This is a genomic window from Pseudomonas sp. FP215, from assembly GCF_030687795.1.
Lineage (GTDB): Bacteria > Pseudomonadota > Gammaproteobacteria > Pseudomonadales > Pseudomonadaceae > Aquipseudomonas > Aquipseudomonas salmasensis.
Genome location: NZ_CP117447.1, coordinates 558,697 through 571,773, shown reverse-complemented (window position 1 = coordinate 571,773; position 13,077 = coordinate 558,697). Strand labels below are relative to the sequence as shown.

General features: G+C 62.2%; 9 protein-coding genes. 1 reads left to right on the top strand and 8 read right to left on the bottom strand.

Annotated features, from left to right (window positions below):
- Positions 1-87: 87 nt before the first annotated feature.
- From PSH76_RS02450 to glnE, 8 genes are read right to left on the bottom strand one after another with little or no spacing between them, the layout of a single operon-like run.
- Positions 88-1,539 (bottom strand): lipopolysaccharide kinase InaA family protein, encoded by a 1,452-nt coding sequence (locus tag PSH76_RS02450; RefSeq protein ID WP_098949748.1) that lies wholly within the window; start codon positions 1,537-1,539, stop codon positions 88-90.
- On the bottom strand, positions 1,539-2,291 hold the full coding sequence (locus PSH76_RS02445) for a lipopolysaccharide kinase InaA family protein (RefSeq protein ID WP_032893894.1): 753 nt from the start codon (positions 2,289-2,291) through the stop codon (positions 1,539-1,541). The genes PSH76_RS02450 and PSH76_RS02445 overlap by 1 nt, the downstream gene beginning before the upstream one ends.
- Entirely contained in the window at positions 2,288-3,022 is a 735-nt protein-coding gene (locus PSH76_RS02440; RefSeq protein WP_003187993.1) for a lipopolysaccharide kinase InaA family protein, read from the bottom strand. Before PSH76_RS02440 ends, PSH76_RS02445 begins: the two co-directional genes overlap by 4 nt.
- Positions 3,022-3,828, bottom strand: a complete 807-nt coding sequence (gene rfaP, locus PSH76_RS02435) for a lipopolysaccharide core heptose(I) kinase RfaP (protein ID WP_014716628.1) — start codon at positions 3,826-3,828, stop codon at positions 3,022-3,024. The genes PSH76_RS02440 and rfaP overlap by 1 nt, the downstream gene beginning before the upstream one ends.
- The gene (locus tag PSH76_RS02430) at positions 3,825-4,949 is read right to left on the bottom strand and encodes a glycosyltransferase family 4 protein (protein WP_003187990.1); all 1,125 of its coding nucleotides are present in this window, start codon (positions 4,947-4,949) and stop codon (positions 3,825-3,827) included. Before PSH76_RS02430 ends, rfaP begins: the two co-directional genes overlap by 4 nt.
- Complete coding sequence (gene waaC / locus PSH76_RS02425) at positions 4,949-6,010, bottom strand: lipopolysaccharide heptosyltransferase I (protein WP_032893895.1); 1,062 nt, start codon at positions 6,008-6,010, stop codon at positions 4,949-4,951. Before waaC ends, PSH76_RS02430 begins: the two co-directional genes overlap by 1 nt.
- A 1-nt stretch (position 6,011) precedes the next feature.
- Positions 6,012-7,046: a lipopolysaccharide heptosyltransferase II gene (waaF, locus tag PSH76_RS02420; RefSeq protein WP_032893896.1), complete on the bottom strand. Its 1,035-nt coding sequence runs from the start codon at positions 7,044-7,046 to the stop codon at positions 6,012-6,014.
- A 54-nt stretch (positions 7,047-7,100) separates the two neighbouring features.
- Positions 7,101-10,040 carry a bifunctional [glutamate--ammonia ligase]-adenylyl-L-tyrosine phosphorylase/[glutamate--ammonia-ligase] adenylyltransferase gene (glnE, locus tag PSH76_RS02415; RefSeq protein ID WP_305493543.1) on the bottom strand — a complete coding sequence of 980 codons (2,940 nt, stop codon included), beginning with the start codon at positions 10,038-10,040 and terminating at the stop codon, positions 7,101-7,103.
- 383 nt (positions 10,041-10,423) lie between these two features.
- Between glnE and aceE the strand changes: the two genes are divergently transcribed.
- Positions 10,424-13,069: a pyruvate dehydrogenase (acetyl-transferring), homodimeric type gene (gene aceE, locus PSH76_RS02410; protein ID WP_003187985.1), complete on the top strand. Its 2,646-nt coding sequence runs from the start codon at positions 10,424-10,426 to the stop codon at positions 13,067-13,069.
- Positions 13,070-13,077: the final 8 nt, after the last annotated feature.

Here is a 13,077-nt window from a genome sequence, read left to right as displayed (position 1 = left end):
GGACGGGCGCCATCGCGGGCAAGCCCGCTCCCACATTTTGACTGCGTTCACAGATCAAGTGTGGGAGCGGGCTTGCCCGCGATAGGTTTAACTGCCGACATCCGCCTCTTTGGGCAAGCGCTGGTCAATCACCTGGTACAGCGCACTGCCCTGCGGCCAGTTACGCATAAATCGCGCACGGTCTTTGGCATACGCAGGGGCGAAGCTGGACAGCGAGGCGTGCTGGCACATGGCATCCAGGTCAATCATCGCCCAGCGCCCGTCGTTCCAGAACAGGTTATGGCCTTTGAAATCCCCATGGCTGATGCGCTCGCGGATCAAGTCGGCAAACAACTGGTCCAGCGCCTGCAATTCGCTCTCGGGCGCATCGCCGCTTTCCACATACGGCGCAAAGCGCTCGATGATGTCCGGCCCCGGCAGGTACTCGGTGACCAAGTAGGCACGGCTGCGCAACCACAGGAACCGTTTCTCCAGCACCGCCAACGGCTTGGGTGTGGCAAAACCCAGGAAAGCTAGGCGGTTGCCTTCGCGCCAGGAGTGCCAGGCGCGGCTTGGGCGCCAGAAGCGTTTGAGCCAGTGGGTAAAGCCCTTGATGTTGTAGCGCTTGATCACCAGCGGTCGGCCGGCCACGTCGACCTTGGCCACGCTCGCCGCGCCACCGGTCTTATACAGGTGACCCTGGTCGAGCAACGCATCGGCTTGCTCCAGCACCGGCACCATGGCGGCTTCTTCTTCGCGGCGGATCGCACGCAGGCCAAAAGCGCCGCGCACCACACTGAACAGCGTGCATTCGCGGCCGGTCTTGTCCAGGTAGTCTCTCAAGCGCCAGGCGCTGACTTTATGCACCTGCTTTTCCAGGGCTTGCATTGGCAAGGCGTGTTCGCCGTTGGCCAGCAGGTAATACACCAGCAACTCTTCGGTAAACGGCTCAAGGTTCTTCGGCAGTTGGGCGAAGAACACCCCGAGGTTCTCCAGCACGCGATTGCGCGACAGCGGCTTGCCCGCCTCTTCGACACGAATGCCGGCGCCATCGATCAAGTACAGCTTGCCGTCTTTGCGCAGCAGGTTGTCCAGGTGCAGGTCTTCTTGCCACAGGCCCTTGGCATGCATCTGGGCAATCGCGCCCAGCGCTTCGGCGAGCACGGCGGTTTGTTCGTCCGCCAATGGCGGCAGGTTTTCGACGGCGAGCCAAGCGCCGGACAGGCTTTGGGCCCCCTCGATAAATTCAAACAGCAGCCAACCGCCCTCGCCGTCCTGCAAGCCATCGGCCAACAGCAACGGCGTGGTCAGGCCTTGCTCAGCCAACAGGCGTACACCTGTGAGCTCACGCTGAAAATGCCGCGCCGCCTTGCTGCCCACCAACAACTTGGCCAACACCGGGCGACCACGCCACACGGCGGCGCCCACATAGCGCTGCCCCGGCAACACCCGCAAAAGGCTCAGCAATTGCAATTGCCCAGGGCCGGCGGCATCCGCCAGGTCGAGGGTCAGCGGCAGGCTGGGGGTACGCCCAGCCGTTTTCAGCTCGGATAAGCGCATCAGCGGTTCTCCTTGTGGCTGCGGCGTGCGGTCAGGCGCTGGTGCCAAGTGGCGACCAAGGCGCTGTCCTCGGGCTGCTCAAGGTACGCCGCCAGCAGTTGGCGCACCTGCGCGTCCGACCATTGCGGCGCGCGGCGCAGCAGCGGTTCCAGGTCCTTGACCCGGTCACGCCAGCCAAACAGCAGCGGGCGGGTTTTCTCCAGGTCGATCAACTGCGCGGCATACCCCTCACCGGCAGGCTGCAGGAAAATATGCTTGGGGTAAAAACAGCCATGCACCTGCCCGACGCTGTGCAGATGACGCGCCAGCTTGCCGCACGCCAACAGGATCGCACTGTGCTGGGCTGCGCTCAATTGCGACCACTGCTCCAGCAACGAGTCCAGGTCATTCCAGCCATCCAGCGCACGGGTGAGCAGCATCGCCCGGCGCTCGCCCTTGACCTTGCGCTCACCGAAGAACGCCGCTTGCAGGGCCGGGATGCCGAGCTTTCGATACAGGCTGATGTTGCGAAACTCGCGGGCAAAACTCGGCTCGCCAAACGGGCGGTGCAAGGTGCGCGTGAGGTAGTTGCTCTGACGCTTGAGGTAGTAACCCTGCCCCTCAAGCTCCAGGCGATACACGCTGCTCCAACCGTCGCCGCTGGTGTTCGGCTCGTCCACCGCATCCAGTTGCTTGGCCCACAGGGCGTCGAAGGTCGCCAGGCCGTTGCGCTCAAGCAGAGCGCGGTCTTCGGCCGCCAGGAAGTCACTCATTCGCGTCCCTCGAAAAACTTCACCACATGGCGAATTCGCTGTTTGTCCGACGCGGTCAGGTGCGCGCGCTGGCGATATTGCAGGTAGAAGCGCAGGCGCTGGGTGGCCGACAAGTGATACTTGGCGACTTTGTCCAGGCAGGCCAGGTCTTTGGTGATGCGGTACTTGAGCCAGAAGCCGCGCCAGAAATCACCGTTGGGGCAGTCGATCAGGTACAGGGTACGTTGGTCGTCCACCAGCAGGTTGCGCCACTTCAAGTCGTTATGGGTGAAGCGGTGATCGTGCATGGTGCGCGTGTATTCGGCGAGCTGGCGGCTGATGCCATCGACCCACCGGGGGTCTTTGAGGCGCTCATCGTGACGCTCGGCCAGCACCGACAGATCTTCGGTCTTGGGCAATTCGCGGGTGATCATCGCGCCACGGTTATAGGCCAGGCCCTTGCGGTCCAGGCCCCAGGCCACCACGTCGGCGGTGGGGATGCCCCACTTGGCGAAGCGCTTGAGGTTCTGCCATTCGGATTTCACCCGTGGCCGGCCCAGGTAACGACGCAGGCCCTTGCCGGCGCCTACGTAGCGCTTGACGTAATAATTGACCCCGCCACGTTCCACCCGGATCACTTCCGACAACGGGTCGCGGGTCAGCCGCTCGCCTTGCAGGGCGAACACCGCGTCCAGGCTTCCAAAGTCATCCGCCAGGGCGGCGTAGGCAGGTTCCAGGTTCCAACCCGCCATCAGATCGCATCCCCGTATCGTTGTTTACGCGCATACAGCTTTGCTGCCATGCGTTCCAGCGCAGACAGCAGCGCGGTTTGCTCCGCCAGGATCTGGCGCAGCGGCTGCTGGAAATACGCCTTGAGAAAACGCAGCTTGTCACGCTGGGTCAAGCCGATCTCCAACGCGGAGTAATACAGGCCGGCCAAGTCTTTGTTGCGCCAGCGCACGGGGATCGTCGCACGCACCTGGGCGCGGTGCAGGTCGATCACCGACAGCTTGAGATTGTCGACGCTGATGGGCCGGTCGGTGTGCAGCAGAAAATGGCACAGGTAGCAGTCACGGTGGTTGACGCCGCCGCGGTGCATCGCGCCCACGGTACGCGCCAGCTCAAGGGTCAAGGCATGCTTGATGGCCGGCACGGGCGGTTGCTTGACCCAGTCCAGGGTCAGGTCTTCCAGGCTGATGATGGGGGTCAGTTCCTGGGTGATGATGAACGAGTGCTGGTCGGCCGGGTTGCTGCCTTTTTCACCGAACGCCACGGCGGTCATGGTCGGTACGCCAAGCGCCTGCAAGCGCTGGATCGCCACCCACTCCTGGCCCGCGCCCAATACCGGCAATTTGGCAGTGACCAGGTTCTTGAGGATTTCGCCCCAGCCAATCCCACGGTGGATCTTCACAAAATAAGGCTGGCCCTCGACCACCGTACGCAACGTACGGCGAGCGGCCAGCTCGCGGAACACCTGGCCTTCCAGCTTCTCGACCTCGGCGAACGCATCGCGCCCGGCCCAGAGGGTCTTGAAGGGTTCGGCTAGAATCAACTTCATCGGTTTGGCTCCGCCAGAATCAGGTCCGCAGCGTACTGCGGCATGCTAAAGAGGTCGGCCGTTTCTGCGAAGGCCAGACCATTGCGACTCCAGGTCGCACGCGCTTGTGGGTCGTCGAGCATATCGACCAGATACTGGTTGAGCTGGGTTTGCTCGAACGGCTCGTCCAACACCCGGCCGCTCTGGGCCTTGTCGATGTAGAACGCATAGCCGCACACCTGGCTCACCAGTACCGGGAGGCCGGCGACCACCGCTTCGACCAGCACCATGCCGGCCGCCTCGTTGTACGCGGGGTGAATCAACAGGTCGGCCCCCAGCAGGAAGCGCGGAATATCATTGCGGCCCTTGAAGAACTGCACCTGGTCGCCCAGGCCCAGCGCCGCGCTCTGCAATTGGAATACTTTGGGGTCGTCCTGGCCGATTACAAATAGCCGGGTGCGTTTCTTCAGGCGCGAAGGCAGTGCGGCCAGCGCCTTGAGGCTGCGGTCGACGCCCTTGGTCTTGAACCCCGAACCGATCTGCACCAACAGCAGATCATCTTCGGCCAAGCGAAATTCAGCGCGGAACTCGGCGCGGATCTCGGCGGCGTTCGGCGGGGCGCGGCGGTCTCGGGCGATCCCCGGTGGCAACAGGTGAAACCGCTCGGCCTGGGTGCCGTAATACTGGGTGAACAACTGCTGCTGATGCTCGGACAACACCATGATCTGCGTCTTGGCGTTCTTATCGAACACGGCGCGCTCGTATTCGGCAAAGTGCTTGTAGCGCCCGAACCAGCGGTACATCGGGTTGCGCAGGGTCTGGGCCTTGTCCTCGAACACGCCGTCGGCGGCAAAGTACAGGTCCAGCCCCGGCATCTTGTTGAACCCCACCACACGGTCCACCGGGCGCTTGGCCAGGTCGGCCTGAATCCAGGCGTAGAGCTTTTCGTTGCGGCGGTGGTTGACCAAGGCCTTGACCGGCGCTACCAGCACCTCAAAGCCTGGCGGGATGTCGCCTTCCCAGATCAGGGTGTACACCCGAATGCTGTGGCCGCGCTGCTGGCACTCCAGGGCGATGCGCATGAAGTCGCGCTGCAGGCCACCGAAAGGGAAGTACTTGTACAGAACAAAAGCCAGTTGCATCAGTGCTGCTCCTCGGCCAGTAACAACGTGCTCAGCCGGCTTGCGACACGCTCAGGGTTCAAGCGCGTGAAGCACAGGGGCGACTCGCGCGCGATGTCGAACCGCCGCAGGTCGTCGGCAGTGGGTTGATAAGTGCACTGTTTTTGCAGGCAGGGCGCACACGGCCAGTCGCTGGCCAAATGGATCTGGCCTTTGCCGTAGGCGCCGGTGAGGCCTGGGTTGGTGGGGCCGAACAGGGAAATGGTCGGCACGTCCAATGCCGCCGCCAAGTGGCCGAGGCCAGTGTCGACGGCCACGCAGGCACGGGCGCTTGCCAATATGCGGGCCACGCCCGCCAGGTTGAGCTTGGGCAACACTTCGGCGTTGGGCAGGCCCAGGGCCAGGCGTTCGGCCCGCGCCTTTTCGGCGGCGTTGCCCCACGGCAGCTTTACATCCACGCCCAGACGGCCCATGCGTTCGGCCAGCTCGCGCCAATAGGCTTCGGGCCAGTGCTTGGTGTCCCAGGTGGTGCCGTGCAGCAGCAATACAAACGGCTTTTTTGGCGGCAGGCCGAGCAGTTTTTCAACGCTCAGGCCGTAGTCACCCAGGCGTTGGGGCAGGTCGTAGCCCAGCGCCACGGCGAACAGCTGGCGCAAGCGCTCCACCGCATGCTGCCCACGGGCCACAGCCAGGCGCCGGGAGTAAAAGCGCGCAGCCAGAGGTTCTCGCGCAGAATCTTTATCGAAGCCGGCGATGGGCGCCCGCACATAACGGGTCAGCCAGGCACTTTTAAGCAAGCCCTGGGCGTCGATCACCAGGTCATATTTGGTCGACTGCACCGCCTGCTTGAAGCGCCGCCATTCACCGCTCTTGACGGTTTGCCAGAGGTTCTTGCGCCAGCGGCGAATCGCCACCGGGATGACCTTGTCCACCGCCGGGTGCCAGGTGGGGATTTCGGCAAAGCCTTCTTCCACCACCCAATCGAACCGAATGCCGGGAATCGCCCGCGCTGCGTCGGTGAGGGCCGGCAAGGCATGGATCACGTCGCCCAGGGATGAGGTCTTGATTACCAGAACCCGCAACTCAATGAACCTCGACCACGTCGCCCTGCAAACGCTGCAAGGCATCGGTGACCGGCTGGGGCAGCAACTGGCGCAGGCAGTTGTAGTGGCCGAAACGGCAGGTACGCTCAAAGCACGGGCTGCAATCCAGACCCAGGCGCACAACTTCGACCTTGTCGGCCAACGGCGGAGTGAAGCCTGGGGAGGTCGAACCGTACACCGCCACCAGCGGACGGTTCAGCGCCGCCGCCACATGCATCAGGCCGGAGTCGTTGGACACCACCGAGTCGGCGCACGACAACAGGTCGATGGCCTCGGCCAGGGACGTGTCGCCACTGAGGTTCACCGCCTCTTCACGCAGGCCGGGAATCAGGCGCTGGCGGATGTCTTCACCCACCGAATGATCGTTCTTGGAACCGAACAACCACACCTGCCAGCCTTCGCGGATCTTCGTCTCGGCAACTTTGGCGTAATGCTCCGACGGCCAGCGCTTGGACTCGCCAAACTCGGCGCCCGGGCACAGAGCCAATACGGGCCGATCCAGGGTGAGGCCGAACTTGGCCAGCGCCGCGTCGCGGGTCACCGGGTCGATCTGCAAGCTGGGGCGCGGGTACGGCTTGGGCAGTTCAGCGCCCGGCTCGTAGGCCAACGCCATAAAGCGTTCGATCATCAACGGGTAGCGGGCTTTATCCAGGGTGCGTACGTCATTGAGCAGCACATAGCGGAACTCGCCGCGCCAGCCGGTGCGCTTGGGGATACCGGCAAAGTACGGCACCAGCGCCGACTTCAGCGAGTTAGGCAGCAGGATCGCCTGGTCGTACTGGCCGGCCATGGATTTGCCGATGCGTCGGCGGGTCGCCAGCTCCAGGGCGCCGTGGCCGAGCGGGAAGCTCAAGGCCTTGCGCACCTCTGGCATACGCTCAAGGATCGGCCGGCTCCACTCAGGGGCGAGCACGTCGATCTGGCAGTCTGGATAGCGCAGGCGCAGGCACTGAAACAGTGTCTGTGCCATCACCATGTCACCGACCCAACTGGGCCCAACGATCAGAATATTCATGTAGTTTCCACAAACGATGCGGGGAGGCTTATGCCTCCCCGCCCTAATAGTGTTTCAGCTCAAGCCCAGCGCTTGCCAGATTCGCATCACCTGTCGCCGCTCGTCGGCGAACTGGTCCCCGGCGACCGTGCCGGCCTCGTTCTGCAAAGCCTGGCGATGCGCGGCTGAGCGGTAGGCCTTGTACACCTCACGCAGCAAATGGGCATCGGCGGCGGGCATCAGCCCGACCTGCTCCAGGCCCTCCAGAATGCGGATATTGTCGGTGTAGCGCAGCAACGATGGATGTTGCGCAGACCACGCCAAAGCCGCGTATTGCACCATAAATTCAATATCGACGATACCTCCGGCGTCCTGCTTGAGGTCGAACAGCGCCGTGGCCTCGAAGGCATTGGCGCCCCTGCCGGCCGTCGTGGCCTTGGTGCCCAGGTTGTCACGCATCTTGGCACGCATCTCGCTGACCTCCTGGCGCAGCTTCTCCAAGTCCCGTTCACGCCCCAACACGTTAGCCCGTACCTGCTCGAACGCCTGGCCCACATCCTGGCTGCCCACCAGCACCCGTGCGCGGATCAGGGCCTGATGTTCCCAGGTCCAGGCTTCATTTTGTTGATAGCGGTCAAACGCCCCCAGGGAACTCACCAGCAAGCCGGAGGCGCCGGAAGGTCGCAGGCGCATGTCCACTTCATACAGCTGGCCAGAGTTGGTCTGGGTGGTCAGCAGGTGAATGATGCGCTGGCCCAGGCGTGTAAAGAATTGCGCGCCGTCGATCGGCTTGGCACCGTCCGTCTCGGCCTGGGGGTCGCCGTCATGGATAAACACCAGGTCCAGGTCCGAACCATGCCCCAGTTCGATGCCGCCGACTTTCCCATAACCGACAATGATGAAGCCAGGATCGCACAGGGTGCCGTCCAGTCGCTGCGGCGAGCCGTGACGGGCGACCGTCTGGCGCCAGGCCAGGGCCAGCACTTGTTCAAGAATGGCTTCGGCCAGCCAGGTGAGGTAGTCGCTGACCTTCATCAACGGCAGGCTGCCGGCGATTTCCGAAGCGGCCACCCGCAAGCGGTGCGCCAGTTTGAAATGACGCAAGGCTTCCATCTGTTGCTCAAGGTCATCTTCGGGAATGCGCGTGAGGCGCTCGCGCAACTCCGCGGCCAGTTCCGGCGCCAGCGGCGGCTTGAACAAGCGGCCTTCGTTGAGCAATTCATCCAGCAACAGCGGGAAACGGGTGATCTGCTCGGCGATCCACGGGCTGGCTGCGCACAGGGTCAGCAGGCGACGCAGGGCGTCGGGGTTCTCGGTCAGCAGCACCAGGTAGGCCGAACGTCGGGCCACGGCTTCCACCAGCGGCAATACGCGCTCCAGCACCAGGTCCGGGTTGGCATGTTCAACGGCCTGGGCCAAAAGGCGCGGAATAAACGCATCCAGGCGCTCGCGCCCCAGGCGCTGCATGGCGCGCAACTGCGGGCTGGCGCGCAGGCTGGCCAAGGCCTTGAGGGCCTTGGGGGCATCCGTGAAACCGCCTTCACTCAATTGGCGACACGCGGCGTCGTCATCCTGGGATTCCTCCCACAGCGGCAACCATTCACCACCGACCACCAATTCGCTTTCTTCGCCCTCTTCTTCATCAGGGTCGGCAATCACTTGGCGAAAGTGCCAGTCCACGCGGCCACGCCAGTACATCAGGCGCTCGTGGAACGCGGCCCAGTCACTGAAGCCCAGCATAAAGGCAATGCGCGCCTGGTCTTCAGGGCTGTCCGGCAGCATTTGCGTCTGGCGGTCGGCAATCGCCTGGATCGCATGTTCGGTGTAACGCAAAAACTCGTAACCGCTGCGCAGCTCGCTGATCACCGCCGCGGGCAAATAACCCTGACCTTCCAAGGTGCCCAGAACGTTCAACAGCGGGCGTTGCTGCAGACTGAGGTCGCGGCCGCCATGGATCAATTGGAAGGCCTGGGCGATAAACTCCACCTCACGAATGCCGCCCGCGCCCAGCTTGATATTGTCGGCCATGCCCTTGCGCCGCACTTCCTGCTGGATCAGTTGCTTCATGGTGCGCAGCGCTTCGATGGCCGAAAAGTCCAGATAACGGCGATAGACAAACGGGCGCAGCATGTCGAGCAGTTGCGCGCCAGCCACCTGGTCGCCGGCCACCACCCGCGCCTTGATCATGGCGTAGCGTTCCCAGTCCCGGCCCTGGTCCTGATAGTACTGCTCCAGCGCGTTGAAGCTGAGCACCAGCGCGCCGGCCGAACCGTAGGGACGCAGGCGCATGTCGACGCGGAAGACAAAACCGTCGACGGTCATCGGGTCCAGGGCCTTGATCAGTTTTTGACCCAGGCGAATAAAGAACTCCTGATTATCCAGGGCGCGCTTCACGCCTACCGTTTCGCCGCCTTCGGGATAGGCGAAGATCAGGTCGATATCCGACGACAGGTTCAGCTCCACCGCCCCGAGCTTGCCCATGCCGAGGATGACCATGTGCTGTGCCTCGCCGCTGCGTGCGCCAGTCGGCGTGCCGAACTGGGCGCAGTGGCGCTGGTACAGCCATTGATAGGCCTGGTCGATGCAGGCGTCGGCCATGTCGGACAGGTCGCGACAGGTTTGCACCAGGTCGGCCTGGCGTGTGAGGTCGCGCCAGATGATGCGCACCTGCTGGCGCGTGCGCTGGCGGCGCAGCACGCGGCCCAGCTCGTCTTCTGTTTCGGCCTGTTGCACGGCACCGGCTATCTGGCTGCACAGCTCGCCGGGCGCAAACCCGCGGTCCAGCTCGCCCCAGGCCGCCAGCTCAAGCAACATCAAAGGGTCACGAACACTCTGTTCAATGACGAAATCACTGGCGGCGCACACGCGGGCGAAGTCGGCCCACCGTTGCGGCGTCCACGCAGAAAGGCCATGATCGTCATCCAGCGCGGCCACGGCGTCACGAAATGACTGCTCGGCCCGGTTGGCGTAAGGCAACAGAATGGCCGGCAGTTCGGCCAGCGTTGGAAGGCTCATGGTCTATCCTTGATCGGCGTGTAAATGGCGTGTAGTTGTGAAGGCAAGAGCCATGCTCGGTGAAGGACTGTCGAACAAAGGTTAGAAATAGCTGAAATTAAATTAATCGTGGCAGGCAACATCAAAGTTTCACCTTTTCTTGTTCGCAATAGACCAACAATAACGATTATGCTCACCAGCAAGACCGAGCCATACGCTCAGTCTTGTGTAGTTTTACTACTCGTATATACATTCGAAAGGCTGAAATGGCCGACGATTTGTAGTAAAACTACAGGACGCCGAAGCAACCTTCGGCCATCCAAGAATTTATGTCGTCTGCCCACAAGGCCAGTCGCAAACTTCAGGCAACCGATTCTGGTAGCCTTTCCGCCCTGGAGCAAGCCATGCAAGACCTCGATCCCGTCGAAACCCAGGAATGGCTGGACGCCCTGGAATCGGTTCTCGACAAAGAAGGCGAAGACCGTGCTCACTACCTGATGACCCGTATGGGCGAACTCGCGACCCGCAGCGGCTCGCAACTGCCTTACGCCATCACTACGCCATACCGCAACACCATCCCCGTTACCCACGAAGCACGCATGCCTGGCGACCTGTTCATGGAACGCCGCATTCGCTCGCTGGTACGTTGGAACGCCATGGCGATGGTAATGCGCACGAACTTGAAAGATTCGGACCTGGGCGGTCACATCTCCAGCTTCGCTTCCAGCGCAACCCTGTATGACATCGGCTTCAACTACTTCTTCCAGGCCCCGACCGACGAACACGGCGGCGACCTGATCTACTTCCAGGGCCACACCTCGCCAGGCGTCTACGCCCGTGCGTTCATGGAAGGTCGCATCAGCGAAGAACAAATGAACAACTTCCGCCAGGAAGTCGACGGTCAGGGCCTGTCGTCCTACCCGCACCCTTGGCTGATGCCTGATTTCTGGCAGTTCCCGACCGTTTCCATGGGTCTGGGCCCGATCCAGGCGATCTACCAGGCACGCTTCATGAAGTACCTGGAAGCCCGCGGGTTCATCCCGGAAGGCAAGCAGAAAGTCTGGTGCTTCCTGGGCGACGGCGAGTGCGACGAGCCGGAATCCCTGGGCGCCATCTCCCTGGCCGGCCGCGAAAAGCTCGACAACCTGATCTTCGTCATCAACTGCAACCTGCAGCGCCTCGACGGCCCGGTTCGCGGCAACGGCAAGATCATCCAGGAACTCGAAGGCGTGTTCCGCGGTGCTCAGTGGAACGTGACCAAAGTCATCTGGGGCCGTTTCTGGGACCCACTGCTGGCCAAGGACGTCGACGGTATCCTGCAACGTCGCATGGACGAAGTCATCGACGGCGAGTACCAGAACTACAAAGCCAAAGACGGCGCGTTCGTTCGTGAACACTTCTTCAACACGCCTGAACTCAAGGCGATGGTTGCCGACCTGTCCGACGACGAAATCTGGAAGCTCAACCGTGGCGGCCACGACCCGTACAAGGTCTACGCGGCGTACCACGAAGCGGTCAACCACAAAGAACAACCGACCGTCATCCTGGCCAAGACCATCAAGGGTTATGGTACCGGTGCCGGCGAAGCGAAGAACACCGCGCACAACACCAAGAAAGTCGATGTCGACAGCCTGAAGTTGTTCCGCGACCGCTTCGACATCCCGGTCAAGGACGAAGAGCTGGAGAACCTGCCGTTCTTCAAGCCGGAGCCAAACAGCGCCGAAGCCCGCTACCTGAGCGAGCGTCGCAGCGCACTGGGCGGTTTCGTGCCACAGCGCCGTGCCAACAGCTTCAGCGTACCGACGCCAGACCTGAGCACCCTCAAGGCTATCCTTGACGGCTCGGGCGACCGTGAAATCTCCACCACCATGGCCTTCGTGCGTATTCTGGCGCAGTTGGTCAAGGACAAGGACATCGGCCCACGCATCGTTCCGATCATCCCGGACGAAGCCCGTACCTTCGGTATGGAAGGCATGTTCCGTCAGTTGGGCATCTACTCCTCCGTCGGCCAGCTCTACGAGCCAGTCGATAAAGACCAGGTGATGTTCTACAAGGAAGACAAGAAGGGCCAGATCCTCGAAGAAGGCATCAACGAAGCGGGCGCCATGAGCTCCTTCATCGCTGCCGGTACGTCGTACTCCAGCCACAACCAGCCAATGCTGCCGTTCTACATCTTCTACTCGATGTTCGGCTTCCAGCGTATCGGCGACCTGGCCTGGGCCGCTGGCGACAGCCGCACCCGTGGTTTCCTGATCGGCGGTACCGCCGGCCGTACCACGCTGAACGGCGAAGGCCTGCAACACGAAGACGGTCACAGCCACATCCTGGCTGCCACCATCCCGAACTGCCGCACCTTTGATCCAACCTACGGCTATGAGCTGGCGGTGATCATCCAGGACGGCATGAAGAAGATGACCGAAGAGCAGCAGGACGTTTTCTACTACATCACCGTGATGAACGAGTCCTACCAGCAGCCAGCCATGCCGGCCGGTGTGGAAGAAGGCATCATCAAGGGCATGTACCTGCTCGAAGAAGACACCAAGGAAGCGGCGCACCACGTACAGCTGATGGGCTCCGGCACCATCCTGCGCGAAGTGCGTGAAGCGGCGAAGATCCTGCGTGACGAGTTCAACGTCGGTGCCGACGTGTGGAGCGTGACCAGCTTCAACGAACTGCGCCGTGACGGCCTGGCCGTGGAGCGCAGCAACCGCCTGCACCCTGGCCAGAAGCCAGCCAAGAGCTACGTCGAAGAGTGCCTGGCCGGCCGTAAGGGTCCAGTCATTGCCTCTACCGACTACATGAAACTGTTTGCTGAACAAATTCGCCAGTGGGTCCCGTCCAAGGAATTCAAAGTCCTGGGCACCGATGGTTTCGGCCGCAGTGACAGCCGCAAGAAGCTGCGTCACTTCTTCGAAGTCGACCGTCACTTCGTGGTGTTGGCAGCCCTGGAAGCCTTGGCTGACCGTGGTGAGATCGAACCTAAGGTGGTGGCTGACGCTATCGTCAAGTTCGGGATCAACCCGGAAAAACGCAACCCACTGGACTGCTGAGGAGATTT

What these genes read in the sequence shown, in the direction of transcription:
- PSH76_RS02450 (WP_098949748.1), bottom strand. Translation starts at nt 1,539, where the DNA reads ATGCGCTTATCCGAGCTGAAAACGGCTGGGCGTACCCCCAGCCTGCCG.
- rfaP (WP_014716628.1), bottom strand. Translation starts at nt 3,828, where the DNA reads ATGAAGTTGATTCTAGCCGAACCCTTCAAGACCCTCTGGGCCGGGCGC.
- waaF (WP_032893896.1), bottom strand. Translation starts at nt 7,046, where the DNA reads ATGAATATTCTGATCGTTGGGCCCAGTTGGGTCGGTGACATGGTGATG.
- PSH76_RS02445 (WP_032893894.1), bottom strand. Translation starts at nt 2,291, where the DNA reads ATGAGTGACTTCCTGGCGGCCGAAGACCGCGCTCTGCTTGAGCGCAAC.
- PSH76_RS02430 (WP_003187990.1), bottom strand. Translation starts at nt 4,949, where the DNA reads ATGCAACTGGCTTTTGTTCTGTACAAGTACTTCCCTTTCGGTGGCCTG.
- PSH76_RS02440 (WP_003187993.1), bottom strand. Translation starts at nt 3,022, where the DNA reads ATGGCGGGTTGGAACCTGGAACCTGCCTACGCCGCCCTGGCGGATGAC.
- aceE (WP_003187985.1), top strand. Translation starts at nt 10,424, where the DNA reads ATGCAAGACCTCGATCCCGTCGAAACCCAGGAATGGCTGGACGCCCTG.
- glnE (WP_305493543.1), bottom strand. Translation starts at nt 10,040, where the DNA reads ATGAGCCTTCCAACGCTGGCCGAACTGCCGGCCATTCTGTTGCCTTAC.